General features: G+C 64.6%; 23 protein-coding genes, 4 pseudogenes and 1 riboswitch. Of the genes and pseudogenes, 7 read left to right on the plus strand and 20 right to left on the minus strand.

Going from position 1 to position 23,751, the window contains the following annotated elements; genetic code table 11:
• A pseudogene (locus tag AVHM3334_RS21555) lies at nucleotides 1-158 on the plus strand (IS630 family transposase); the annotation flags it as partial.
• A gap of 100 nt (nucleotides 159-258) precedes the next feature.
• Here AVHM3334_RS21555 and AVHM3334_RS21560 read toward each other — a convergent pair.
• Both AVHM3334_RS21560 and AVHM3334_RS21565 read right to left on the minus strand, forming a co-directional pair.
• On the minus strand, nucleotides 259-399 hold the full coding sequence (locus AVHM3334_RS21560; RefSeq protein ID WP_284415535.1) for a hypothetical protein: 141 nt from the start codon (nucleotides 397-399) through the stop codon (nucleotides 259-261).
• Between the two features lie 180 nt (nucleotides 400-579).
• Nucleotides 580-2,028 carry a diguanylate cyclase domain-containing protein gene (locus AVHM3334_RS21565; protein WP_284415536.1) on the minus strand — a complete coding sequence of 483 codons (1,449 nt, stop codon included), beginning with the start codon at nucleotides 2,026-2,028 and terminating at the stop codon, nucleotides 580-582.
• A gap of 406 nt (nucleotides 2,029-2,434) precedes the next feature.
• Here AVHM3334_RS21565 and AVHM3334_RS21570 point away from each other — a divergent pair, with 406 nt between their 5' ends.
• Complete coding sequence (locus tag AVHM3334_RS21570; RefSeq protein ID WP_284415537.1) at nucleotides 2,435-3,202, plus strand: tyrosine-protein phosphatase; 768 nt, start codon at nucleotides 2,435-2,437, stop codon at nucleotides 3,200-3,202.
• Nucleotides 3,203-3,322: 120 nt separating this feature from the next.
• Here the strand turns inward: AVHM3334_RS21570 and AVHM3334_RS21575 are convergent, their stop codons facing one another.
• Complete coding sequence (locus AVHM3334_RS21575; protein ID WP_284415538.1) at nucleotides 3,323-3,832, minus strand: HU family DNA-binding protein; 510 nt, start codon at nucleotides 3,830-3,832, stop codon at nucleotides 3,323-3,325.
• 277 nt (nucleotides 3,833-4,109) lie between these two features.
• On the opposite strand from AVHM3334_RS21575, the gene AVHM3334_RS21580 reads away from it, so the two are divergent.
• Together AVHM3334_RS21580 and AVHM3334_RS21585 are read left to right on the plus strand one after the other, a co-directional pair.
• On the plus strand, nucleotides 4,110-5,009 hold the full coding sequence (locus AVHM3334_RS21580; RefSeq protein WP_284415539.1) for a PhaM family polyhydroxyalkanoate granule multifunctional regulatory protein: 900 nt from the start codon (nucleotides 4,110-4,112) through the stop codon (nucleotides 5,007-5,009).
• A gap of 64 nt (nucleotides 5,010-5,073) precedes the next feature.
• Nucleotides 5,074-6,396 (plus strand): FIST signal transduction protein, encoded by a 1,323-nt coding sequence (locus tag AVHM3334_RS21585; RefSeq protein WP_284415540.1) that lies wholly within the window; start codon nucleotides 5,074-5,076, stop codon nucleotides 6,394-6,396.
• A gap of 156 nt (nucleotides 6,397-6,552) precedes the next feature.
• Here AVHM3334_RS21585 and AVHM3334_RS21590 read toward each other — a convergent pair whose 3' ends face one another.
• The 12 genes and pseudogenes from AVHM3334_RS21590 to AVHM3334_RS21645 all read right to left on the minus strand — a co-directional run bounded on the left by AVHM3334_RS21590 (nucleotide 6,553) and on the right by AVHM3334_RS21645 (nucleotide 13,283).
• Entirely contained in the window at nucleotides 6,553-7,857 is a 1,305-nt protein-coding gene (locus tag AVHM3334_RS21590) for a D-amino acid dehydrogenase (RefSeq protein ID WP_284415541.1), read from the minus strand.
• A 93-nt stretch (nucleotides 7,858-7,950) separates the two neighbouring features.
• Nucleotides 7,951-8,061, minus strand: a riboswitch (glycine riboswitch).
• 125 nt (nucleotides 8,062-8,186) lie between these two features.
• A pseudogene (locus AVHM3334_RS21595) lies at nucleotides 8,187-8,636 on the minus strand (Bug family tripartite tricarboxylate transporter substrate binding protein); the annotation flags it as partial.
• A gap of 51 nt (nucleotides 8,637-8,687) precedes the next feature.
• Nucleotides 8,688-9,110 (minus strand): YXWGXW repeat-containing protein, encoded by a 423-nt coding sequence (locus AVHM3334_RS21600; protein ID WP_284415542.1) that lies wholly within the window; start codon nucleotides 9,108-9,110, stop codon nucleotides 8,688-8,690.
• 186 nt (nucleotides 9,111-9,296) lie between these two features.
• Entirely contained in the window at nucleotides 9,297-10,010 is a 714-nt protein-coding gene (locus AVHM3334_RS21605) for a glycoside hydrolase domain-containing protein (protein WP_284415543.1), read from the minus strand.
• 47 nt (nucleotides 10,011-10,057) lie between these two features.
• Nucleotides 10,058-10,753, minus strand: coding sequence for a hypothetical protein (locus AVHM3334_RS21610; protein ID WP_284415544.1), 696 nt, complete (start codon nucleotides 10,751-10,753; stop codon nucleotides 10,058-10,060).
• Between the two features lie 4 nt (nucleotides 10,754-10,757).
• Nucleotides 10,758-10,988 (minus strand): hypothetical protein, encoded by a 231-nt coding sequence (locus AVHM3334_RS21615; RefSeq protein WP_284415545.1) that lies wholly within the window; start codon nucleotides 10,986-10,988, stop codon nucleotides 10,758-10,760.
• A 1-nt stretch (nucleotide 10,989) separates the two neighbouring features.
• On the minus strand, nucleotides 10,990-11,211 hold the full coding sequence (locus tag AVHM3334_RS21620) for a Ras family protein (RefSeq protein ID WP_284415546.1): 222 nt from the start codon (nucleotides 11,209-11,211) through the stop codon (nucleotides 10,990-10,992).
• The gene (locus tag AVHM3334_RS21625) at nucleotides 11,208-11,543 is read right to left on the minus strand and encodes a hypothetical protein (RefSeq protein ID WP_284415547.1); all 336 of its coding nucleotides are present in this window, start codon (nucleotides 11,541-11,543) and stop codon (nucleotides 11,208-11,210) included. The genes AVHM3334_RS21620 and AVHM3334_RS21625 overlap by 4 nt, the downstream gene beginning before the upstream one ends.
• Nucleotides 11,540-11,920, minus strand: coding sequence for a hypothetical protein (locus AVHM3334_RS21630; protein WP_284415548.1), 381 nt, complete (start codon nucleotides 11,918-11,920; stop codon nucleotides 11,540-11,542). Before AVHM3334_RS21630 ends, AVHM3334_RS21625 begins: the two co-directional genes overlap by 4 nt.
• A gap of 75 nt (nucleotides 11,921-11,995) precedes the next feature.
• The gene (locus AVHM3334_RS21635; RefSeq protein ID WP_284415549.1) at nucleotides 11,996-12,499 is read right to left on the minus strand and encodes a hypothetical protein; all 504 of its coding nucleotides are present in this window, start codon (nucleotides 12,497-12,499) and stop codon (nucleotides 11,996-11,998) included.
• 35 nt (nucleotides 12,500-12,534) lie between these two features.
• The gene (locus tag AVHM3334_RS21640; RefSeq protein ID WP_284415550.1) at nucleotides 12,535-12,852 is read right to left on the minus strand and encodes a R body protein; all 318 of its coding nucleotides are present in this window, start codon (nucleotides 12,850-12,852) and stop codon (nucleotides 12,535-12,537) included.
• A 119-nt stretch (nucleotides 12,853-12,971) separates the two neighbouring features.
• The gene (locus tag AVHM3334_RS21645) at nucleotides 12,972-13,283 is read right to left on the minus strand and encodes an FAD-binding monooxygenase (RefSeq protein WP_284415551.1); all 312 of its coding nucleotides are present in this window, start codon (nucleotides 13,281-13,283) and stop codon (nucleotides 12,972-12,974) included.
• Between the two features lie 299 nt (nucleotides 13,284-13,582).
• Between AVHM3334_RS21645 and AVHM3334_RS21650 the strand changes: the two genes are divergently transcribed.
• The gene (locus AVHM3334_RS21650) at nucleotides 13,583-14,365 is read left to right on the plus strand and encodes a hypothetical protein (protein WP_284415552.1); all 783 of its coding nucleotides are present in this window, start codon (nucleotides 13,583-13,585) and stop codon (nucleotides 14,363-14,365) included.
• A gap of 45 nt (nucleotides 14,366-14,410) precedes the next feature.
• Here AVHM3334_RS21650 and AVHM3334_RS21655 read toward each other — a convergent pair.
• Nucleotides 14,411-14,776 (minus strand): annotated as a pseudogene (locus AVHM3334_RS21655) (helix-turn-helix domain-containing protein); the annotation flags it as partial.
• A 223-nt stretch (nucleotides 14,777-14,999) separates the two neighbouring features.
• Here AVHM3334_RS21655 and AVHM3334_RS21660 point away from each other — a divergent pair.
• On the plus strand, nucleotides 15,000-16,943 hold the full coding sequence (locus AVHM3334_RS21660; RefSeq protein ID WP_284415553.1) for an MFS transporter: 1,944 nt from the start codon (nucleotides 15,000-15,002) through the stop codon (nucleotides 16,941-16,943).
• Between the two features lie 75 nt (nucleotides 16,944-17,018).
• Here AVHM3334_RS21660 and mdeB read toward each other — a convergent pair.
• Both mdeB and AVHM3334_RS21670 read right to left on the minus strand, forming a co-directional pair.
• Nucleotides 17,019-19,674: pseudogene (gene mdeB, locus AVHM3334_RS21665) on the minus strand (alpha-ketoglutarate dehydrogenase).
• 27 nt (nucleotides 19,675-19,701) lie between these two features.
• Nucleotides 19,702-20,718 (minus strand): 1-aminocyclopropane-1-carboxylate deaminase, encoded by a 1,017-nt coding sequence (locus AVHM3334_RS21670; RefSeq protein WP_284415554.1) that lies wholly within the window; start codon nucleotides 20,716-20,718, stop codon nucleotides 19,702-19,704.
• Nucleotides 20,719-20,933: 215 nt separating this feature from the next.
• On the opposite strand from AVHM3334_RS21670, the gene AVHM3334_RS21675 reads away from it, so the two are divergent.
• The gene (locus AVHM3334_RS21675) at nucleotides 20,934-21,455 is read left to right on the plus strand and encodes an Lrp/AsnC family transcriptional regulator (RefSeq protein WP_284415555.1); all 522 of its coding nucleotides are present in this window, start codon (nucleotides 20,934-20,936) and stop codon (nucleotides 21,453-21,455) included.
• Nucleotides 21,456-21,498: 43 nt separating this feature from the next.
• On the opposite strand, the gene AVHM3334_RS21680 is transcribed toward AVHM3334_RS21675, so the two are convergent.
• Nucleotides 21,499-23,115: a surface layer protein NpdA gene (locus tag AVHM3334_RS21680; RefSeq protein ID WP_284415556.1), complete on the minus strand. Its 1,617-nt coding sequence runs from the start codon at nucleotides 23,113-23,115 to the stop codon at nucleotides 21,499-21,501.
• A 373-nt stretch (nucleotides 23,116-23,488) separates the two neighbouring features.
• Complete coding sequence (locus AVHM3334_RS21685; RefSeq protein ID WP_284415557.1) at nucleotides 23,489-23,614, minus strand: hypothetical protein; 126 nt, start codon at nucleotides 23,612-23,614, stop codon at nucleotides 23,489-23,491.
• Between the last annotated feature and the right edge of the window lie 137 nt (nucleotides 23,615-23,751).

A 23,751-nucleotide genomic window follows, 5' to 3' on the forward strand; every position in this document is an offset into this window, starting at 1 on the left:
CCAATGCCGACCTCAAGCAGGCGGTCACGAAGCTCGCCCCGGCCCGAACCAAGCTGCAACTCGTCAAGGCTACCGCACGTCACCTGCGCAGCGTGCAGCGACAACCCGCGCGGATCAAGAGCTACTTTGAACATGAGCACGTTCGTTATGCCGCTTGATTCAAGTTCATTGCAGCCGGCTCAATAGTCTGAACGACCCACAGAGCGGAGCGCCATCCCGAATGTCGGCGCGCTTGATCTTGGGCACATCGGCTGGGCGTTAGCCTGTGAGTAGCGCAATGCCCATCGCATCGATCACGGGGGGAGGTGCATTGGCCCGAACGCCCCCGAATTCGTTGTCCGTGACGTAGCGCGAGCGCACCACCCCCGGCAGGGGTTCTGCGCGGTGGTGAAACCCCATTCCTTGGCCTCTGAAGATGTGCGAGAACAAAGCCTTCTCGCGGTTGCGCGCACCTTTGCCAACTGGCCCGAAGGTCCACGTATTGCCGACTGCGCATGGGGGCGATTGCCTCTACGTCGGGCAGCCGTGTCGGTGCTTCTGGCCAGCTATGCCTGCTGCGCAGCACGCCGAAAAAGCCCCTCACGCGGCTGGCGGCTCTTCGTACACCTGGAGCCCGCAGGCTTGCTGTTTGGCCGCATACATGGCGAGGTCGGCGCAGTGCAGCACCTGGGCTGCCAGGGTCGAGTTCTCTGGTGAGCGGGCGATGCCGATGCTGGCGCCGACGCTCACCCACTGATCGGGCCGCACCTGAATGGGCTGGCGGATGGCGGTGACGATGGCGGTGGCGGCCTCCTCGATGCGCTGCAGATCCTGTGAGCGCATCAGGATGGCGAATTCGTCGCCGCCCAGGCGCGCCAGCGTGTCCGATGCGCGCACGTGCTTGCGGGTGCGAAGGGCCACCTCCTTCAGGACGGCGTCCCCCGCTTCGTGGCCGTAGTTGTCGTTGATGGCCTTGAACTTGTCCAGGTCCATCAGCAGGATGGCGTAGCCGGTGTTGAGCACCTGCTGGTTCTGCTCGGCGTTTTGCAGGTTGATCTCGAAGAGGCGGCGGTTGGCCAGGTGCGTCAGCGCATCGCGGTGCGCTACGTCTTCCAGGGGAATGACCACCCGGTTGGTGATGTGGTTGGCGGCGAGGATGGAGATGAACGAACTGAGCAGGATGCTGGCAGCGAACAGTCCTTCCAGCCGCAGGAACGGCGAGAAGACCGGCGCAAAAGGCTTGGCCACGACGGCGATGACGTTGGAGCCCCGCAGCCCGCCCAGGTTGATGACCTTGGCGCGGTACTGGGCGCCGTCCGCGCCCTCGGCGGAAAAGTTTTCGGACGAATTCGTGTGTTCCTGGATGCTGTTGTTCAACACGATGCCCGGCAGCGTGGAGGTATGGATGACGAAGTCGCCATCGCTTTCCTGCGACAGAAACGCCATCTTGAGCTGCGTCATCTTGGTGAACTGTTCCACCGCCGTGGTGTTGATGCGGTAACCCAGGAAGATGTTCATGATCGGCATGGGCGCGCTGATCGTGGACTTCACCCAGTTGTAGAGCACCGGCGTGTGTTCGCCCGCTGCGAGGGGGCCGACGCTGCGCCCGGTCTCGCTGATCTCGGTCACCAGGGCTTCCAGCGTGGCGTCCAGGTCTTCGTCGCGCTCGTTCAAGAGTTGCGTCGCCGAAGCGCGTGCCACGATCTTGTGGTTGAGGTCGGTCAGCACGATCACCTCGGCCCCGGTTCTGGCCAGCTGGCTGGACAGCGCCGACTCGATGGTGGCGCGGTTGCCGTTGGAGATGGTGTACTGCAGCCCGTAGTCCTTGGTCACCAGCAGCGAGGTCTGCTGCCGGTTGTCCTTGCGGGTGGCCGCCGTGTACAGAAACGTCTGCGCTCCGCCTTCCAGTGCGGAATCCACGCTTTCCAGGGCGATGTTGCGGTTGGCGAAATGCAGAAAGACGAAGGCCACCACCTGGACGATGATCAGCGCCGGGACCAGCAGCATCAGCAGCTTTCTGGTGGAAGCGTTTTCAAGCGTCTTCTTCATGGATGGACTTCCCCCCCTGAGACTGGTTGAACGGAAGACCGGGGGGCCATGCTCCCTCCCTCTGGCCTTGCTCATTGGTTGGCAATACCTCGACCGAGCGCTTTTGCTGTGGGGCAAGCATCGGCCCTTGTTGTTCTTGTGCCGGCAACTGCGCGATGCCGGCATGTTCCAGCCGGCGCCCGTGCACTGCAGAATGCTGCGGTGACATACCGGCGGCACGGGTAATGGGCTGCCAGCGTTTCCCTGGGCGGCCCGACGGTCTGCGCACCGCACCCGGCGGGGTTGACTTCTCGTGGGCAGTATAGGGTGATGCGTGCGGTCTGGGCACCCGGTAAAGCGCGGATAGTGCGCGGGGGGCGGCCACGGCGGTGGATCCGGTGCCAGGCCTTTCGCATAAAGTGGGCGCATGAGCGACCTCGATTCCAACCCTTCAGAGCCCTTCACCCGTTCGCTGAATCTGCGGGGGGCCACCAACTTCCGCGACCTCGGCGGCTATGTGGGCGACGCTGGCCGGCCCGTGCGGTGGCGGCGCCTGTTCCGCTCCGATCACCTGGCGGCGCTGACGCCCGAGGACGCGCAGGCCCTCGCAGCGCTCGGCCTGGCGCGGGCCGTGGATTTTCGGGGCGAGCATGAGCGTGCCACGCTGGCCTACGCATTGCCCGATGTGGCCTACCACGCCTTGTCCATCGAGCCCACGGTGGTGCAGCGGGCCAAGGAGATGGCGATCTCCGGCCACGTGCTCACGCCCGAGATCGCGATGGAACTGATGCGCGATACCTACCGCGCGTTCGTGGCCCACAACACGCGCGAGTTCGCCACGCTGTTCGAACACTTGCTGGACAACGATACGCCCCTGGTCTTTCACTGCACCGCGGGCAAGGACCGCACGGGCTTTGCGGCGGCGCTCATCCTGATGGCGCTCGGCGTGCCGCGCGATGTGGTGATGCAGGACTACCTTCTCACCAACGGCCTGTACCGCCGGCCGGCTCAATTGACCGGGGGCGCACCGGAGGCCGTGTTGAACGTGCTGTGGCGCGTGCAGGAGGATTTTCTCGAAGCCGCCTTGCACGCCGTCGATACCGACCATGGCGGCGTGCAGCGCTATCTGGAGCACCGGCTGGGCGTGGGGCCCAGTGAACGCAAGCGCCTGGCGCAGTGGTATTTGGAACCCTGATCGCGCGCAGCGAAACGTGTGAATGCACCGCGCGCGGGCATAAAAAAACCGGCACGCGGGTGCCGGTTTTTCAGGGGCTGGCAGTGCGTTGGCACTGCTGCTTAAGCTGCCAAAGCCTGCTTAGACCGTGGCGTCCTTGAGCTTCTTCAGCGCGCGGGTCTTGATCTTGACCGATGCGGGCTTGGCGGGGAACCAACGCTCGGCACCCGTGAACGGATCCTTGCCGAAGCGCTTCTTCTTGGCGGGCACTTGCTGCAGGCCGATCTTCATCAGGCCGGGCAGCGTGAATTCGCCGGAGCCCTTCTTGTGCACCGAAGCCAGGATGGCCGATTCCAGCGCTGCCATCACGGCCTTGGCGGCCTTGGGCTCGACGCCGGCTTGCTGTGCCAGATGGGCGATGAGCGAAGTCTTCGTGAACACGTCCTTCAGCGGCTTGAGCGCTGCAGGCGCTGCCTTGGCGGCGACAGGGGCCTTGGCTTTGGGTGCGGCGGCCTTCTTCGCGGGCGCAGCCTTCACGGGAGCGGCTTTCTTGGCGGGTGCGGCGGCCTTCTTGGCGACAGGTGCTGCAGCCTTCTTGGCGGCGGGAGCGGCCTTCTTGGCCGGTGCGGTGGTTTTCTTTGCAGTTGCCATGGTGTTGGTATTTCTCGGAAAAAGTGGTGAACATTCCAGCATGCTGGTCGCCGGATTCTAGGGGGTTTGCTTCGGCAGGCGCGGGCCGCACGCGGATTGCGCCCGCCAGGCGGCATGGATGCTGGGTTTCCGAAGCGCAAGGCGCATGCAGAAAGCGGTTCGGGCCGAATGGGGTGGCAAGCCATCGACAAGGCCGCAGCGTTGGCCTGGCGTGGCAATCGCGTTAAGCTGTCCCATCCCCCACCGGCGCCATGCAGCGCATTGCAGAGGAACAGCCATGAGCGACACATCTCCCTTCGGTTTCGGCAGGTTCGTGCCGGGCTTCGACTTTCTTCAGAACCTCGCCAAGGGCGCAACGGGCGGCGCGCCGCAGATGCCCAGCCTGTCCAGCTGGGTGGCGCCGACGCTGAGCGTGGAAGAGCTGGAAAAGCGCATCGACGAGTTGAAGGCCGTGCAGTTCTGGCTCGAACAGAACTCGCGCGCGCTGACCGCCACCGTGCAGGCGCTGGAAGTGCAGAAAATGACGCTGGCCACGCTCAAAGGCATGAACGTGGCGATGGGCGATCTGGCCGGTGCCTTTGCGCCCAAGGCCGCGCCGGCACCCGCACACACGCCTGCGGCTGCACCAGAGCCCGCCCGCGCCAGCCCCGCACCGCACCATGCGCCGCCCATTGATGACGCCGCCGCCCACGACGGTGCGGGCCGCAGCGACGGCGACGATGCAGCGGCTTCGCCCGCATCCTCCGCGCTGCCCGGCGTGGTGGACCCGATGCAATGGTGGGGAGCGCTGACCAGCCAGTTCCAGCAGATCGCGGCCAATGCGCTGGGCGATCCCTCGCAGCAAGCGGCAGTGGAGGCCACGCGCGGTGCCGCGACCGAGGCCTTCAAGACCGCGACCGACATGGCGACGCAAATGGCGGCCCAGGGGTTGCAGGGCGTGCAGGAGGCTGCGCGCATGGCCACCGCCGGAGTGCCGTCTCCCTCTGCGTCCAAGCCCGCCCGCAGCCCGAAAAGGCCCGCGGCGCCGGCCGCTGCCAGGAGCACGCGTGCAGCCGCTGCACCGGCCAAGGCCCCGGTGAAGAAGGCCGCAGCGCCCCGTCCCGCACCGGCGCGGCGCAATGCCAGCGCGCCCCCGGCCGCCAAGACCGCTGCACCCCGCAAACGCGCGGGCCAGTGACCGCGGTTTCCCTTGACATGGCCGCCCGCTCCGGCGGAAGGCCGCGAAGACCTTGAGCCCGAACATGAAACTCTTCCCCAACGGCCATGCCACGCATCCCCAATGGCGCATGGCGGCCGCGCTGGCGCTGGCGCAACTGCGTGCGCAGATGGCGTTGCCGCAATACGCCAGCGCCCCCACCCTGGGACTGCTGTACATCACCGACCACTACGCCGACGAAGCCCAGGCCGTGCTGGATTTCGTGTCGGCCGAGCTGCCCGAAGTGACCGACTGGAGCGGCACCGTGGGTGTGGGCGTGGCCGCCAACAACGCCGAGTATTTCGACGCGCCGGCGCTGTCCATCATGCTGCTGGACCTGTCGCCCGAGCACTATCGCGTCTTCTCCGGCGTGGCGCCGCTGGCGCGCAATGCGGCCAGCGGATTCGTCGCGCACACGGCCCTCGTGCATGCCGATGGGCGCACGCCCGACCTGGCCGAGCTGATCGATGAAATGGCCGACCGCACGGCCACCGGCTACCTGTTCGGCGGCCTGTCGGCCAGCCGCCACGCCAGCGTGCAGTTCGCCATCGGCGGCAACGGCAACATGGCCGGACAGGGCGGCGCGCGCGGCGTGTTCGACGGTGGCCTGTCTGGCGTGGCGTTCAGCGAAGGCGTGAGCCTGCTGTCGCGCGTCACGCAGGGCTGCCAGCCCGTGGGGCCGCTGGCCACGATCACCGAGGCGCAGGACAACGTGGTGCTGTCGCTGGACGGCCAGCCCGCGCTCGATGCGCTGCTCGATACGCTGCATGTTTCGCTGGACGGCGACCCGCAGCCCGCGCTGCGCGAAGTGCGGGCCACGCTCGCGGGCCTGATCGATGCCGGCGCGCAGCCGCTGGGCCGTGCCGGCCATTTCGGCACCGACACGCGGGTGCGGCACATCGTGGGGCTCGATGCCACCCGGCGTGGCATTGCCTTGGCCGACCATGTGGAAGAGGGCATGCGACTTGCCTTCTGCCAGCGCAACGTGACGGCGGCGCGCGCCGACCTGATGCGCATCTGCGCCGAGATCCGCGAAGAGCTCTCCCCCGAGGAAACCGAGATCCTGCCCGCGCCGGCCCCATCGGCCGACAGCGAGCGCCGCGCGCTGGCGCAGGCCCTGGGCGGCAGCGCCGACCTTTCGCCGCAGGCATCCACGCAGCGGCACATGGTGGGCGCGATCTACGTGAGCTGCTCCGGCCGCGGCGGTCCGCACTTCGGCGGGCCGAGCGCGGAGCTGCAGATCGTGCGCCATGCCTTGGGCGACGTGCCGCTGGTCGGCTTCTTCGCGGGCGGCGAGATCGCGCACCACCGGCTGTATGGCTACACCGGCGTGCTTACCGTGTTCACCAGCGAGCAGGCGCCGGCTTGAGTGCGCGAACGCGCGGCTGAACCCGCGCGGAGCGCCTGCAGGCCGTGAGCGCCCCGCCAGGCGCGGGCAGGGCGGGGTTTACAAGCCTTTCAAGCCTTTTGAGGCTCCCGCCCTAGGAAATCATGCGCTGATAGCTATAAAAATAATAGCAAACCGTCAAGTCGCCGGCATGAGCGCAGGCGACACTGCCCGCGGCATGCCGGTGAAGGCGAAGTCCACCTCCGGCGCCAGCCCGCTCACGATGCGGGCGATGGACTTGCCCGAGCCGCAGGCATGCGTCCACCCCAGCGTGCCGTGGCCCGTGTTCAGGAACAGGTTGCCGATCTTCGTCCTGCCGATCAGCGGCACGTTGCTGGGCGTCGCGGGGCGCAGCCCGGTCCAGAACTGCGCCTGGGACGTGTCGCCGGCCCCGGGGAAAAGCTGCTCCACGCGGCGCACGATGGCCTCGCAGCGCACGGGGTTCAGGTCGCGCTGGTAGCCGTTCAGTTCGGCCGTGCCGGCGATGCGCAGCCGGTCGCCGCGCTCGCTGGTGTAGCGGGAGAAGACGAGCTTGTATTCGTCGTCCGTCAGGCTCACCTGGTACGCGGCCGACGCATCGCGCACGGGCATCGTCACCGAATACCCCTTGGCCGGATAGATCGGCAAGCACACGCCCAGCGGTTCGGCCAGCAGCGGGCTGAACGAGCCCATGGCCAGCACGAAGGCATCGCCCCGCACGCGCTCGAAGCGCCCTTCGGCATTGGTGATTTCGACATGGTCGATGGCACCGCCCGTGGTGCGCAGCGCAGTGATGTGGCAGCCCGTGCGCAACTGCACGCCTGCGGCTTCGGCCAGCCGTGCCAGTTCGCGCGTGAAGGTGTTGGCGTCGCCCGACTCGTCCTCGGCCGTGTAGGTGGCGCCGGCCAGTTGCGGGCGGATGTGCGCGAGCGCAGGTTCCAGGCGCACGGCCTCGTCGGCGCCGACGACCTGGCGTTCGCAGCCCAGGGCGCGCATCTGCTCGGCCGGGGCCAGCGCGCCGTCGAACTCTTCGGCGCTGGTGTAGAAGTGCAGGATGCCCTGCGTGCGCTGGTCGTACTGGATGCCGGTGTCGCGGCGCAGCTGCTGCAGCGTGTCGCGGCTGTAGGTGCCCAGGCGCACGATCTGCTCGATGTTGTGCCGCGTGCGCGCCGGCGTGCATTCGCGCAGGAACTGCAAGCCCCACAGCCACTGGCGCATGTCGGCGCGCAGGCGAAACAGCAGCGGGGCGTCCTCGCGCCCGAGCCACTTCAGCACCTTGAGCGGAGCGCTCGGGTTGGCCCAGGGCTCGGCGTGGCTCACCGAGATCTGCCCGCCGTTGGCAAAACTGGTCTCGGCGCCGGGGGTGCCCTGGCGATCGATGACGGTCACTTCATGGCCGAGCTGCTGCAGGAAATAGGCGGAGGTGGTGCCGAGCAGGCCGGCACCGAGAACGATCACGCGCATGATTCACAAGCCTTTTTGAAGGTTTGCGCAAGCAGATCGCCGGAGTGTTGCTATTTAATTGATAGCGTGCAGCCGACGGCGATCTGCCGTGCTGCCGCTCCCCCTGTCCTTGGTACCTGAGAGATTCACCCTGCGCCAACGCGGCGAGGGGCTTGCTCCTTCGGTGCGCCATGGCATGCATGGCGGCTCTCCAGACGGCTTTGATGGTGGTGCAGTACGGGACCTGAGCGTGTATGGGAGTTTGCGCCTTCGGTGGAACGGCCCGTGGACCGTTCGCTCTCCTGCGGGTGGCATCGTAGCAGCGAAGGCGCGCGGCGCAAACCCCGCGTTCAATCGATGCTGATCTTGGCGTCCTTCACCACCTGGGCCCACTTCGCGCGGTCGGCATGGACGGTCTGGCGGAACTGCTCGGGTGTTTCGATGCGCACGGCGTTGCCCTGCGATTCGAACCGTTCGCGGATATCGGGCTGCTCCAGTACCTGGCGCAGGGCGGTGTTGAGCTTTTGCACCACGGCGGCGTCGGTCCCCTTGGGCGCGAAGACACCGAACCAGATCGAGCTGTCGAAGCCCCGGGTGCCCGGCAGGCCGCTCGATGCGATGGTGGGCACCTCCTTCACGGCGGCCACGGGCTTGGCGGTGGTCACGCCCAGCAGGCGCACCTTGGCGGCCTTGTGGTGGGGCAGCACGGTCTGCACCCGGTTCAGGATGCTGCAGGTCTCGCCCCGCACCACCGACGTGATGGCCTCGGGCCCGCCCTTGTAGGGCACGTGCACCATGTGCGGGATCGCCGCAGGCTGCACGGCGCCCCCGCGATCCTGCGGGGCATGGGATCAGTACCGGTTCGGGTTGTCCGGACGGCGGTCCTGGCGGTTGGGCACTCCGTCGCCATCGCGGTCCCAGCCGCCCCGGCGCATTTCCCAGCGGCCGTCGTGCTGCACCCAGGCCGGCTGGCGATAGGCATAGCCGGGGCGGGCGCGAACCCAATGGCCTGCCACCCAGACATGGCGGTGGCCGCGCCATTCCCAGTGACCGGTCTCCCAGACCATGCCGCGGCGTGGGGGCGGCACGACTTCCCGGCGAGGTGGGGGCGGTGCCTGGTACTGCACCATCACGGGCCCGGGCTGCTGGTACACCGGCCCGCCGGATTGCACGATCACCGTGGCACTGGTGGCGGCCTGCGCGACCGTGGTGATGGAGCCCAGCGAAGCCAGGGCGATGGACGCGGCAGTGAGTGCAATGGCCTTACGGGTCATGACGAACTCCTTTGGAAAAGCGCTGTGTCTTTGTCAGCACCTCCATAGTGATCGGCCAACGTCAAGCCGGTGTCGCCGCGGCGCGAAGTGTTGTGACCGGGTGTTTCCGGTCGGGATGGGCGGTGGCCTATGCCCTGGAGATCAAAAACTCAGTGGCTGGCAGACCATCGCGCCACCCATATCGGCTCACGCCTTTCCGTTCTGTGGGGCTGGGCTGTGCGGGTCTTGCAGTGTGGACCAACTCAGATCCAACTGGAGTCCGTCGCAGTGCGTATCGGGCAATGTCAGCACCGCGTTCTGCTCGAACTGCCAAAGGTCGGCATCGGTACCGCTCCCCGCCGGATCGGCAGGCTGCAGCTTGCGGATGTCGCCGTCGTACCGATGCCGGGCGGCCGTTGTCACTTTCCAGACCCACATCCGCAAAGTCGCTGCCGGATTGGTGGTCGAGACGCTCTTTTTCATCGTCGGCGCAACGACATGCGAGCAGTAAAGGCCTGGCTGATACCCTGCTGCGATGACTGCGGCGATCCAGTGGTTGATGTACGCCATGGCTTCGGCGCCAGGAGGGCTGCCATCTTCCCAGTCCAGATAAAGGGTGGACTGCGGCGCAAAGCCCGCGACGCCGGCCAAATGCGCTGACTGCGCCCCGTCGGTGCTGCCTTGGCTGCCAGTGGGGTTTTGAGCGCCCGGGCCGCATGTTTGCCGCCCCACGTAAATGGGCGCCAAACCCCATCCTTGCTTCGACAGCGCCTTCCTTTGATTCATCCAACTGGTGTTCTGGTGGCTGGGCGCTGGAGCAAGGTAGAACCCGCACCAAGTCAGTCCCGTGTTGGACTTCAGCCATTCCATGCACTTCATCCCCGGAAAATTTGCCGTGTCGAAACCCGTGTAGTTATCCATGGACTCTCCTGATTGGACGCATGCCGTGTTCGTCCCGGTCGCAGACATCATTTCACCTCCTTGATTAACCAATAAACCGCTTTGACCGTCTGCAGTGCGATGGTCTGGTTTTCTGCCAACACGTTTTCGAGTGGCAGGACATTCGAGACCGATACGCCTGGAACGATGGTGATGGGCACGCCGTTGGTGTCGGTGGACAGCGGCAAGGGCTCTGGTACCAGGATGAAACTGCGCCGCAACAACGACACGGCCATTCCCAACGCAAGCAATGCCACAACCGCGATCACGGCCACGATCACCTTGATCGGAGGGATCGGGATCTTCTTGATGAGACTGGCGATGAACGAAACGGCCATCAGGCAATCGATGGTCAGCGGTGAATTCAGCAACCTCACCATTTGCGTCTGCACCAGTTCACCGGGCTGTTGCACGAACTGCACTTCATAGCGCTTTCCACGCACAGACACAGCGACGAAAGCACTGCGTAGGGACAGGGTGTTGTCCATAGCGCGGTAGCCGATCTTGCTCGAACCTGCCGTCAGCGGCTCGGGTGGGGCCAGCCATAGCCAGTCCACGTCAGGCGCGTCCACATCGATGTGCTGAACCATGGCTTGGACGCAGAAGAAGCCACTTTCGCCGAGCGTAGATATTGGAGCCGGCGCACCTTGCAAATAGGCCTGCGGGAACGCCATCACGAGGATCTGCTCGGGCAGCGGGCGCCATTCCGATTCAACGCGCCGCATGCTGTTACTCGAGCCTTTGGGCATGGCCCACGGCAATGGTCGTTTCGTAGGCGACCAACCCCCGTGTGATGGCGCTGGCACTCAGCGCCATCGATTCGAAGATCAGCGGACTGGCATTGTTTTGCAGCACCTTGACCATCAATGCATACGAGGACTCTGCGCTGGGGAGCGAAATTCCGTTCAGCGCAGCCACGGCAGAAAGGGGCGCATCCACAATGGCGCCGCTGGCTCCCATGTCATCGCTCCGGCGCAGGCGGCAATTGGTACAGCTGGCGGATGCGGTCCAACACCTTGTTGTTTTCCTCCGTGATGATCCGCGTCTGCTCGTCGGCATTGCCTTCGACCCCGAGCATCGCGATGTTCGTGGCGACCTTCGTCATCGAGGTGGCGATGTCCTCGACGATCTGGCCCAGTTGTGCCATCGACGGTGAGGGGGGCGTGACTGTAGGTTGGGTCATTGTTCGGTGCCTTTGGTTTGCTTCGGGGTGGGCCGGGTCAGGATGGGGTCTGATTCCCAATCCTCTTTTTCCGCAGTCCGCATCACGACGGTGGAGTTGACATAGCCGATGCATTGGGAGAACGGATGCGGGCCGAAAGCCACGTCGTGGTCGTCGGTGATGGTGGTCGATGCAAGAACGGACAGCACGCCTGTCAGGCTGCTTCGGACCACGTAATAGTTGCCGCCCTGCAATGCCGCGTCGAATCCGCTTTTCAGCCGGCTCTGGATCTGCTCCATGAGCATGGCGTTGTGTTGCTCCATGGGTGTTGGTTCTTGGATTGCCTGGGTCATGGAGGATCCCTTCGCCCAGGTATTGCCGCTGCGTGGCGGCTGGAGAAAGCGCTGATCGCGCCTTTTAGACCGCCAAGAGACTCGGCCCCTTCGTTGCCAGTGAGCGCGGTCACTGCGGATCTGGTCGCCAATGGGCCCAGCCCTTGAATGCGTGCCACCGCCGAGGCCACGACCGAATGGCGCAAACGGTTCATGGCATCCTGGCGCGCGATCTGCGATTTGGCGCTCAGATCGTTGCTGGCGACCTGGTTGGCATAAGCCAGATTGGAGAGTGCCGAGGGCTGCTGTGCGCTGGCCAACCCTGACAGCGCGACGGCTGGCGCTGCCGTGCTCTGCAACCCGATGCCGCTTGCGCCTCTGATCTCGATAATTCCCATATTTTCTTCTCCGTTCGAAAGAGGTGAGGCGGCTTGTTGGCCACCTCACCTTTCATCGTTGAGCCACTGACCTGCTTACAAACCCCGGGCTTTCACGGTGAAGTAGTTGGGCTGAAGATCGACCAAGATGTCTTCCTTGGCGACTTTTCCCGGAAAGAACGCAGTGACACCTTCAGGGATGACCACGCGTCCAGAATCGTCCACCAACACTCCCCACTCCAGCAGTTTTCGGAGCATCGGCATCCATCCGGGCTTGGCTTTCCCGCCGGGGGGCGCTGCGAAGGCATTCACCGTGGCCTTGAGATCGGCAATGGTCTGGGCCAAGGCGTTGTTGGTCAGGACGTTCACTGCGGACCTGGCCTCCATCGGACCGATGGTGCCGATGGTGTTCGTGGCCTTTGCCACCAACGGAATTCCCAGTTCGCCGACGGCTTGCTGATTCGCCACCGCGTTCTGCTGTCCCAGATTGTTGGTGGTGACCACATTCGAGTACGCGAGGTTGGAAAGCATTGCCGGCTGTTCCGAAATTGCTTTCAGATTGCCGACCGCAACCGCGCTCGTGACTTGTGCATCAATCATGTTTTGTCCTCCGTATCAGTCCCGAGGGACCGCGATCAACGGCCGCTGAAAGCCTGCAGCGTGGCCTTCATGTCGGCGATGGTTTGCGCCAGCTCGTCGTTGGTCAGCACATCCACCGCAGAGCGAGCTTCCAGCGGGCCGATGTTGCTGACCGTGTTGGACGCCTTGGCAACAATGGAGATGCCCAGTTCGTTCATCGCCTGCTGGTTGGCAACCGCGTTCTGTTGAGAAAGATTGGTGTTGGCCACGGTGTTCGAATACGCCAGGTTGGACAGCATTGCTGGCTGTTCCGAGATGGCCTTCAGATTTCCGATTGCGACTGCGCTGACGACTTCTTCGGGCAGATTTGCCATGGTATTTCTCCTTGAAAGATTACAGGTGGATGGAAAAGCGGGTTACCTACCGCACCCCGGAATTGGGAGGATGATTCGTTGCCGTTTCAAATGGCAACGAATGGCATTCACTGAGGGTTTCAATTTTTCGGCGGCGAATTGGCCCTGATGGTTTTCATGAAATCTTCGATATCTTTGAGGATTTTCTCCATTGAAGGCTTGCTGTCGGTGCCATCGCTTTTTTCGATCATGGTGACGCATTTCGCGGCGGCGGCCATTTGCACCTGATTCATCGCTTGCTGCTGGCTCAATGCGATTTGCTGTTGCATGTTTTGATTGAATATTTGCTGCGCCAACGCAAGATTCGCCAGAATGGCTGGCTGCTCGCCAATGGACTTCGCATTGGATATTGCAATTGCCTGAATGACGTCGGCAGGGAGTGAGTCGGCCATTTATCTCTCCATAACTGGCGGTTGCATGCCACATTTGTTTGATCTGGATGAATCCTAAGTTTTTCAAACAAAAAATCTAAGTATCGATACAGTAACGCTCAGCATCGTTACCGTAACATTTTGATGGTTCAATAAAAAGGCCGGTCAGTTTTTTTAAGATCTATTCAGGCTTGAAGGTGGGAATATTGTTTATCTCCGGATGAAGTGTGGTAATAATAAATATCCTTCGCCTGAAGAAAGTGGTCAATATTTTTTTGGATTTTTAGGGCTTGAAGTGTCATAAACGAAGTTAACCATTAATGGATGAGGTGCTTGTGAGGGAGAAAATCAATGAAATCGAGAAAGATCAGGTCCGAGCGGCGTGTGATGCAATACTGGAAAGCGACGCCTTCACCAAAGCGCATCGGATGAGGCGGCTTTTTCGGTTTTTGGTGGAGCAGGCGATTGCCGGGGAAGATCGCAACACCAATGAGCAGACCATCGGGATCGAAGTGTTCGACCGCGATGCCTCGGCCTACATGCCAGGCGAAGACCCGATCGTCAGGGTGCAAGTGGGAAGGTTGCGCCAGCGGCTGGACGCTTATTACGCGGCCAACAAGTCGCCGGGGAACATCGAGATCAGCATTCCTGTGGGCAGTTACATGCCGGTGATCCAACGCGCATCACTGGCACGGCATGAAGAGCCGATGCTGCCCAGTCGGCTCATGGTCCAGCCAGTCCAATGCATTGCAGTGCGTGTCGATGGGCAAGCCTTCGCGCATGGCCTGTATGAAGAGTTGGTGAACCAGCTCTTCCGCGTTTTTGGCGACGTACTCATGGCGCCCGCTTCATTGCTTGGGCAAGGCGGAAACGACCTCGACCGGCATGGCAAAAGCGCCAGGTCCCACCATTTGATCGAAAGCAGCCTGCGAATCGACACCGATCGCATTCGTGCGTCGATACGGCTGGTGGATTCCTCGTTCAAGCGGATCGCCTGGGCTCGCCATTTCGACTGTTCGGTCCAATTCGGCATCCAGCAGCAGGAAGAACTGGCCACTTCCATCTGCAGCGCTTTGAAGCCTGTCTTTTCCGCTTTGAAATAACTTTCGACTTCAAGAATCCCTGCCCCGCCGCAGGAAGTGCGGCCTTTACCGCCGCATGCTCGTGAACACGTCGAACTCCCAACTGCGCAGCGCCAGCAGCACGGTGTAGCCCTCGCGTTCGCGCTCGGGCATGCGCTGGTCGGCCAGATGCTGCTGCGCAAAGTCGTTGGCGACCCGCTGCATGCGCTCCCAGAAGGCTGGCGCCAGGCTGCGGCTGATCGCGCCGTGCACCAGCAGCACGCCTTCGCCCGGGCCGTCGAAGCTGCCGGCGAAGTAGTCCAGCAGCGCGTGGTCCCGGAAGTAGTGCATCACCGGGCCGTGCGGGCGCCAGCGGAAGGTCTTTGCCAGCTTGAGGCGGTAACGGTTCAGCGGCCGCAATTCGATGATGCCGATGCGGTCGAGCTGTGCGAGGTCATGGCGGCGTGGCCGGTCATCGCGGCACTCACCCCGCGCCGCGCCGCGCTGCGACACCCGGCGCCTATTGGCCGATGTGCGTGCGGCGCATGCCCTGGCTGCGCCGGTCTGCCGCAGCGGGTCCGGCGCGGGGCACAATCGCCGCCAGCGCGGACCGGGGCGCCCAGCCCGGGCCTGCGGCGCGGAGCATCTGAAGAAAACCATTCCACAGGAGCACGGCATGAGCCAAGAACAGGCCCGCATGGCCGACCACCCCCGCGCGGCCGAGCCGGCGCACCCCAACCAGTTCACCCTGCTGCGCCAGCGACGCTTCGCCCCGTTTTTCTGGACGCAATTCGCCGGCGCGGCGAACGACAACCTGTTCAAGTTCGCCTTCACCGTCATGGTGACCTACCAGCTCAGTGTGTCGTGGATGCCGCCGTCCATGGCGGGGCTGGTGATCGGCGCGCTGTTCATCCTGCCGTTCCTGCTGTTCTCGGCCACATCGGGGCAGTTGACCGACAAGTTCGACAAGACCCGCATGATCCGCTTCGTGAAGAACCTGGAGATCGCCATCATGCTGATGGCGGCCTGGGGGTTTCTGGCCTCCAGCGCCGTCGTGCTGCTGGCGTGCACGTTTCTCATGGGGCTGCATTCCACGCTGTTCGGGCCGGTCAAGTTCGCCTACATGCCGCAGGTGTTGTCCGAGCGCGAGCTGACGGGCGGCAACGGCATGGTGGAGATGGGCACCTTCGTCGCCATCCTGCTGGGCCAGGTGGCGGGCGGGCTGCTGGTGGCGGTGCCGAATATCGGCCACGCCTGGGTGGCGGCGGCATGCGTGCTGCTGGCGCTGGCCGGGCGCGCGGTGGCGCAGTTCATTCCGAGCGTGCCGGCCACGGACCCGGGCCTGTCGATCAACTGGAATCCGGTCACCGAAACCTGGCGCAACCTGAAGCTCGCGCATGCGAGCCCCGTGGTGTTCCGCTCGCTGCTGGGGATCAGCTGGATGTGGTTTTTCGGTGCGGTGTTTCTCTCGCAGTTTCCGAGCTTCGCCAAGGAGGTTCTGCATGGCGATGCGCATGTGGCCTCGTTGCTGCTCGTGGTGTTTTCGGTGGGGATCGGCGTCGGCTCCTTGCTGTGCGAGGTCTTGAGCCGCCGGCATGTGGAGATCGGCCTGGTGCCGCTGGGCGCGATCGGCATGAGCGTGTTCGCCATCGACCTCTACTTCGCCTCCCGCTCTTTGCCGCCTGCGCCCGAGATGGGGCTGGGTGCCTTCATGGCGCAGGCCGCGCATTGGCGCGTGATGGTTGACCTGGCGCTGCTGAGCCTGTTCGCCGGCCTGTACAGCGTGCCCATGTATGCGCTGATCCAGATGCGCAGCCAGCCGACGCACCGGGCCCGAATCATCGCGGCCAACAACATCCTGAACGCGCTGTTCATGATCGGCAGTTCGCTGATCGCCGGAGCGTTGCTGGGCGCTGGCTTCTCGGTGCCGCAGATCTTTTTGTTCACGGGCATCGCCAATGCCATCGTGGCGTTCTACATCTTTCTGCTGGTGCCCGAGTACCTGCTGCGCTTCGTGGCGTGGGTGGCCTCGCGCTTCGTCTATCGCTTCCGGATCCGCAACGACGAACACCTGCCCACCCAGGGTGCGGCCATCCTGGTGTGCAACCACGTGAGCTTCGTGGATGCGGTGCTGCTGATGGCCGCCAGCCCGCGCCCGATCTATTTCGTGATGGACCACCGGATCTTTCGCGTGCCGGTGCTGGGCTGGCTGTTCCGGCTGGCCAAGGCCGTTCCGATCGCCCCGCAAAAGGACGACCCCGCGGTCTACGCCGCAGCGTTCGAACGCGCCGCACAGGTGCTTCGCGAGGGGGATCTGCTGGCGATCTTTCCCGAAGGCGGCATCACGCGCGACGGCCAGCTGCAGCCGTTCAAGGGCGGCATCATGAAGATCCTCGAGAGGGCCCGAGAAGAAGGGCTGGCGCCCCCGGTGATCCCGATGGCGTTGACCAACCTGTGGGGCTCGTACTTCAGCCGCATCGAGCAGGGCGGCGCCATGGTGCGGCCCTTGCGGCGCGGCATGTTCAATCGCGTGGGGCTCAACGTCGGCCCGGCAGTGCCTGCCGCAGCGGTCCAGCCCGAACTGCTGCGCGAGCGCGTGGCCGGGCTATTGGCCGCATGACGGGTCGGCCGCCGGGTCGGTTGATCCGGCGCCTCTTCATAAAGGGGCGTGGCCAGGCCCTGTCGCAGTCGCTCGTTATCCGCCGGAAGCGGTGGCTGGGTTGTCTTCGGAACGGGCGCGCAGGCTGGCCTGCACGATGGCCTCGGCATCGACCTCGAAGTGCGCACGCAGGGCCGCCCGCGAATCGCTGCGGCCAAAGCCATCGGTGCCCAGCGTCACATAGCGCCGGCCCGGTGGCACGAAGGCGCGCACCATCTCCGGCAGCGCCACCACGTAATCGCTGGCCGCGATGATGGGCCCGGAGGTCGGCGCCAACTGCTGCTCGAACCAGCTGCCGACGGCATCGCGCTCACCTTGGCGCCATTGGCGCTCGCAGGCCTGTCCCTCGCGCGCCAGCTCCACGTAGCTCGTCACGCTCCACACGTCGGCTGCCACGCCGTGCTGCTGCTCCAGCCGGTCCGCGGCCTTGAGCACTTCGCCCAGGATGGCGCCGCTGCCGAAGAGCTGCACGCGCTGCGCCATCGCCGGCGCGCCCTGCCGCAGGCGGTACATGCCGCGCACCACGCCGTCGTGCGCATCGGCCGGCAGGCTGGGGTTGGCCACGTTCTCGTTGGTGACGGTGATGTAGAAGAACTCGTCGATCTGCGACTCGACCATGCGCCGCATGCCGTGGTCCACGATCACGGCCAGCTCGCCCGCGAAGGCAGGGTCGTAGGCGCGGCAGTTCGGAATGGTGGAGGCCATCAGGTGGCTGCTGCCGTCCTGGTGCTGCAGTCCCTCGCCGCCCAGCGTGGTGCGGCCCGAGGTGGCGCCGACGAGAAAGCCGCGCGCCCGCTGGTCCGCAGCCGCCCAGATCAGGTCGCCCACGCGCTGAAAGCCGAACATGCTGTAGAAAATGTAGAACGGCAGCATCGACAGTCCGTGCGTCGAATAGCTCGTGGCCGCCGCCGTCCACGAGGCCAGCGCGCCAGCCTCGGTGATGCCTTCTTCCAGGATCTGGCCGGACTTTTCTTCGCGGTACACCAGCATCGAAGCGTTGTCCTCGGGCTGGTAGAGCTGGCCGAACGGCGCATAGATGCCGACCTGGCGGAACAGCCCGGCCATGCCGAAGGTGCGGGCCTCGTCGGCCACGATGGGCACCACGCGCGGCCCCAGCGCCTCGTCTTTCAGCAGGTTCCCCATCAGGCGCACGAAGGCCATGGTGGTGCTCATGGCCTTGCCGTCGGCTTCCAGTGCGAAGCCGCCCGTCAATGCGAGCGGGGGCACGGCCACTTCGGGCGCGCTGGCGCGCCTCACGGGCAGATAGCCGCCCAGCGCCTGGCGGCGATCGTGCAGGTAGCGCATCCACGCTGTCGTCAGCGGGCTTGCAAAACGCCGCCGTGCGGGCTTCTTCGTCGGTCAGCGGCAAGTGCAAGCGGTCGCGGTAGGCGAGCAGTTCGTCGGCGCCCAGCTTCTTGTGCTGGTGCGAGGTCATGCGGCCCTGGCCCACGCTGCCCATGCCGTAGCCCTTCATGGTCTTGGCCAGCACCACGGTGGGCTGGCCGGCGTGGCCCGCCGCACGCGCGAAAGCCGCGTGGATCTTGGCGGGGTCGTGCCCGCCGCGGCGCAGGCGGTCGATGTCGTCGTCCGACAGGTGGGCCACCAGGGCCTGCAGGTCGGGGCTCTTGCCGAAGAAGTGGCGGCGGTTGAAGGCGCCGTCGTTCGCGCTCAGGGTCTGGAACTCGCCGTCCAAGGTCTGCGAGAAAGCGCGGGCCAGGGCGTGGCCATGGTCGCGCGCCAGCAGCGCATCCCACTCGGAACCCCACAGGCACTTCACGACGTTCCAGCCGGCGCCGGTGAACAGCGATTCCAGCTCATCCACGATGCGGCCGTTGCCGCGCACCGGGCCGTCCAGCCGCTGCAGGTTGCAGTTGATCACGAAGATGCAGTTGTCCAGCCCCTCTCGCGCGGCGAGGGTGAGCGCGGCGATGGATTCGGGCTCGTCCATCTCGCCGTCGCCGAAGAAGCCCCAGACCTTGCGGCCGGCCGTGTCGCACAGGCCCCGGTCGGCCAGATAGCGCATGAAGCGCGCCTGGTAGATGGCCTTGATGGGGCCGATGCCCATCGAGCCGGTGGGAAACTGCCAGAAATCCGGCATGAGGTAAGGGTGTGGATAGGACGTCAGGCCCTGGATGCCCTTGGCCTTTGCGCCCAGTTCCTGGCGGTAGTGGCGCAGGGAGTCTTCGCTCAGCCGGCCTTCGAGGTATGCGCGGGCATAGACGCCTGGCGCCGAGTGCGGCTGGAAGTACACCAGGTCGCCGCCGTGCCGCTCGGTGCGTGCATGAAAGAAATGGTGGAAGCCCACCTCGAACAGGTCCGCTGCCGAGGCATAGCTGGCGATGTGGCCGCCCAGTTCGCCCTGCGCGGCGTTGGCCCGCACCACCATGGCCAGCGCGTTCCATCGCACGATGGCCGACAGCCGCTGCTCGATCTGAGGGTCGCCGGGGTAGGGGGGCTGCTCTTCCACCCGCACGGTGTTCAGGTACGAGGTGATGCCGGCAGGGCTCCATTGCAACCCGCGCTGGCGTGCATGCGCCAGCAGCGCATCGAGCAGCGCCGCGGCGCGCTCGCGGCCTTGTCGGGGCTCCCAGGCGGCCAGCAGGCCGTCGAGGGCATCGCACCATTCCTGGACTTCCCCGGGGTCGAGCGTGTCGGGCAAAGGGGTGGCTCCGGGCCAGCCGAGTCGTGTCATGGTGCTGCGTTCTCCTGGATGGGTCTATCAACCGTTGCGGAAAAGGAAGCTGTAGGCGTTCAGGGCAGGCACGCCGCCCAGATGCGCATACAGCACGCGCGATCCGGCGGGAAATTCGCCGTTGCGCACCATGTCGATCATGCCGTGCATCGACTTGCCTTCATAGACCGGGTCGGTCAGCATGCCTTCCTGGCGGGCGCACAGCCGTATCGCCTCCAGCGTGCCCTCGTTGGGCAGGCCGTATTCCGGGCCGCCGAAGCGCGTATCCAGCACGATGTCGGCTTCGGTGATGTCGCGGCCCAGTTCCACCAGCTTCGCGGTGTTCTGAGCGATGCGCAGGACTTGCGCGCGGGTCTGCTCCGGCTTGGCCGACGCATCGATGCCGATCACCTTGTCGGCGCGGCCGTCGGCGGCGAAGCCCACCACCATGCCGGCCTGCGTGCTGCCCGTGACCGAGCACACGACGATGTAGTCGAACTGAAAGCCCAGTTCCTTTTCCTGCTGGCGCACTTCTTCGGCGAAGCCGACGAAGCCCAGACCGCCCTTGGGGTGCTCAGAGCAGCCCGCCGGAATGGGAAAGGGCTTGCCGCCGGCCTTGCGCACGTCGTCCATGGCCTGCTCCCAGCTCGGCCGAATGCCGATGTCGAAGCCCGCGGCGTCCAGCCGCACATCGGCGCCCATGATGCGGCTCATCTCGATGTTGCCCACGCGGTCGTACACCGCGTCGGAGTAGTTCACCCAGTTTTCCTGCACCAGCACGCACTTCATGCCCAGATGCGCGGCCACTGCGGCGACCTGGCGCGTCTGGTTGGACTGGATGCCGCCGATGGACACCAGCGTGTCGTAGCCCCCTTCGATCGCCTCGGGGATGAGGTATTCGAGCTTGCGCGTCTTGTTCCCGCCGAAGGCCAGGCCCGAGTTGCAATCCTCGCGTTTGGCGTACAGCTCGACCTTGCCGCCCAGGTGGGCGGACAGGCGCGGCAGGGGCTGAATGGGGGTGGGGCCGAAGGTCAGCGAATGGCGGGGGAATTTCTGCAAGTTCATGGAAGGCATCCTGGCAAGGGGGAAGTCATGGGGACAGCGGTCCGGCGCCATGGCGGGCCGCCTCGCCTGCAGGGGCAGGGAAGCCGCCAAAGGCAATCCGTTACCTCCAATGGTAGGAAAATGTCGGCACAACAGGGTTGCGAAAAAAGTTCTTAAATCGGCTTGAAAGACAGCAGTAAATATTTTTTATTGGCCTTTATTGCAGGAAATTTAAAATGTGCGCAACAAAATTAACAAGACCTGTGGTGCCGGCCACTGCTGCCGATCTCACGGGCGAGCTGGACCGCACCGACAAAGCCATCCTGCGTGCGCTGCAGCGCGATGCCTCGGTGTCGAACGTCGCCCTGGCGGCCAAGGTCCACCTGAGCGCACCAGCCTGCCTGAGGCGCGTGGAACGCCTCAAGCGGCTGGGGCTGATCGATGGAATCGTGGCGCTGCTGAACCCGCGCGCCGTGGGCGCGGGCATGCTGGTGATGATCGGCGTGGTCCTGGACCGCTCCACGCCCGATTCCTTCGCCGAGTTCGAGAAGGCCGCCGCCAAAATCTCGGGCTGCATGGAGTGCCATGTGGTCACCGGCGAGTTCGACTACTTCATGCTGGTGCGCACCAAGGACAGCGAAAGCTTCAACCGGCTGCACGCCGAGCAGTTGCTCTACCTGCCGGGTGTGCGGCAGGTGCGCTCGTTCATGGTGATTCGCAACGTGCTGTCGACGACCGAGTTGCCCATGGCGATTTAGGCAACAGGGGACGGTCGGTCGGGCGGGCAGCGCTGGCGGCCTGTCAAGGGCGCTTCACGATGTGGGGATACAGCAGGCCGTAGTTGCCGATCAAGCCCGGTGCGGCGCCAGGGTTGACGAGCTTCATAAAAGAGGCGCCTATCACCGGCAACCCTGCAGGGCCATCGATCTTCAGTCCCGACCAACCCGTTGGCTGCGTTGAGGGGGGAGAAACCCCCGAAGGCGTGGGCAGCAGCGCAATGGAGGCCGCCAACATCGATGTGGTAGGAGGGTTGGCGAGTTGATTGATGGGCACGACGGTGACCGCGCCGCAAAAAATGATGCTAGCCGGCCGCACCGGAGAGTCTGTATATCCGTCGCGGGTATAGGAAAAGAACAGCGAGTAGAGCAAGCATGTCCTGTCGTCGCGTGCCTGGGTGTTGCGCGTATGAAAGTACTGCGGCCCCTCTCCGGCTGGTGGAACGGCTGAGAAGGTGCTCAGGCCGGTTGCATAGTCCATCGCTACGCTATAGCGCTTCGTCGGCAGGCCGAACACCCAATCGGTTCGTGCCGAGATAGACGGCTCAACAGAGAATTGGTTGGAGACTTCGCGTGCGGCAAGCGCTTGGGACGCCTCCGCAGCAGTGCGGGCTGCATTGGCTGGCGAGGCCGAGAGCCGGTAGGGCGTGGAGAGGTCGGGCAGATCGTGAGCCTGGGCCTGTACCACCGCAGCGGTCGTGGGCTGGGTCAATACGCCGTCGGTATTTATCTCTCGCCCGGCGAATCCTGCAGAAACCAGCAGCGGATCGGCCGTGTAGCGTTCCGGCGCATCGACCACCGTTTCGGTCGCAGGAAACAGCACGTAGTTGCCGCGCGCCGGCTGGTCGGCCGCGTTGACGGCTTCCAGTGCGGTCATGGCGGCGGAAAACGTGGTGGCTCCCGCCACATCGATGATGTACCAACTACCGCTGATGCCGCCGGAAGGCGTGGCGAAACCCAAACTGGCAGCGGTGGTCTCGTCCTTGATGTCCTGAAGCAGTGCCGTCTCCACAGCGGGGTCATTGCAGCGAGGACCACCAAAGCTTAAATCGATCGCTCGCACGAGTGGTGGGACGTCAACCCGCGGGGCGGTAACAATGTCGGCCGCGAGAATGGCCTCGACAGTGCCCTCGCGGGTGTGGTTGGCGCGTTCTTGCGGCGTGAGGGCTGGGTTGAGCCGGTCGGTCAGCAGGGGCTGCGCGATGCCGGAGGCGAGTTGGGGTGCCGTGCAGGATTTGTCCGTCGTCGTGATCTGCGCACGGCCATCAGGCCCTGCCGTGATGGCGCCGGTCCACGTGTCGCCAGGCAAAAGCAGCACGGTCATGGCCAGCAGGCTGTCGCCGTTGGCGGCGCCGCGCAGGCGCAGCTTGATGGCTTTCCCGTGGTCACGGTCCGTGTTGACAAGGTGCAGCACGGTCATCTGCCCTTTCTGCGCGGTGAAGTAGGGCGTGAGCAGCGCATGGCCGTTTTGGCCGGGGGCAAGCCGCATCGCCACGGCATCTGTGGCACCCAATTGCGTGAGCGACGGCGATGTGCCGGTGCCTGTGATCACCCCGGCCAAGGCGGAGGCCGAAAGGCCGAAAAGCAGCGCATTGGCGGTGGTTGCAATCGTCAATCTTCTCAGGGCGAGCAGTGCATTCACGGGCTAATTTCTCCGGCGTGTTTTGGGCGAAGCACGCAGGCTAATGCGAGGGACGACGCTGGGCGAAATTGTCCTCCAGCGGATTGGTCACCAAAGGTATCGCGGGCCAAGTGTGGGTTGAGCCGAGGCGCATGCTGTCAGGGCAACTGCCGGCTGGAGGACGGCAGGCGCCATGTCCTGCCGTTCCCGCGAACTTTTTCCTTACAACTTCCCGACTCAGTGGGGGGGCTGCAGCTATGGAAATGCCTGGAGGTTTGCTGGACGCCACCGCTGATGCGGTAGCTATTTGCCAAGACAAGCACACATCCGTCCTGAAGCGCCCCCAGGTTCGTTGGAGCGCAGGGCAGTGCCCGTGCTCCTGTCGGGCTGCGCGTCAGTGCGCTTTGATCACATGCGGAAAGGTCAGCCCATAGTTGGCCGCCACGCCGGGCGCGGCGCTTGGGTTGCTCAGCTTGGTGAACGCAGCGCCGATCAGGGGAATACCTCTTGCATCGGGCACTCGGAAAACCCTTAGAACGTGTTCACGATCTTTGTCTGATCACTGACAATGACGAGGTGCGAACCAAGAAATATCCCAGCGATACGAGCCGCGAGCAATTCGAGATCATCAAGCCGATGCTGGAGAGTGCGCGCAAG

Source organism: Acidovorax sp. SUPP3334 (assembly GCF_030159055.1).
In the GTDB taxonomy this organism is placed as follows: Bacteria; Pseudomonadota; Gammaproteobacteria; order Burkholderiales; family Burkholderiaceae_C; genus Paracidovorax.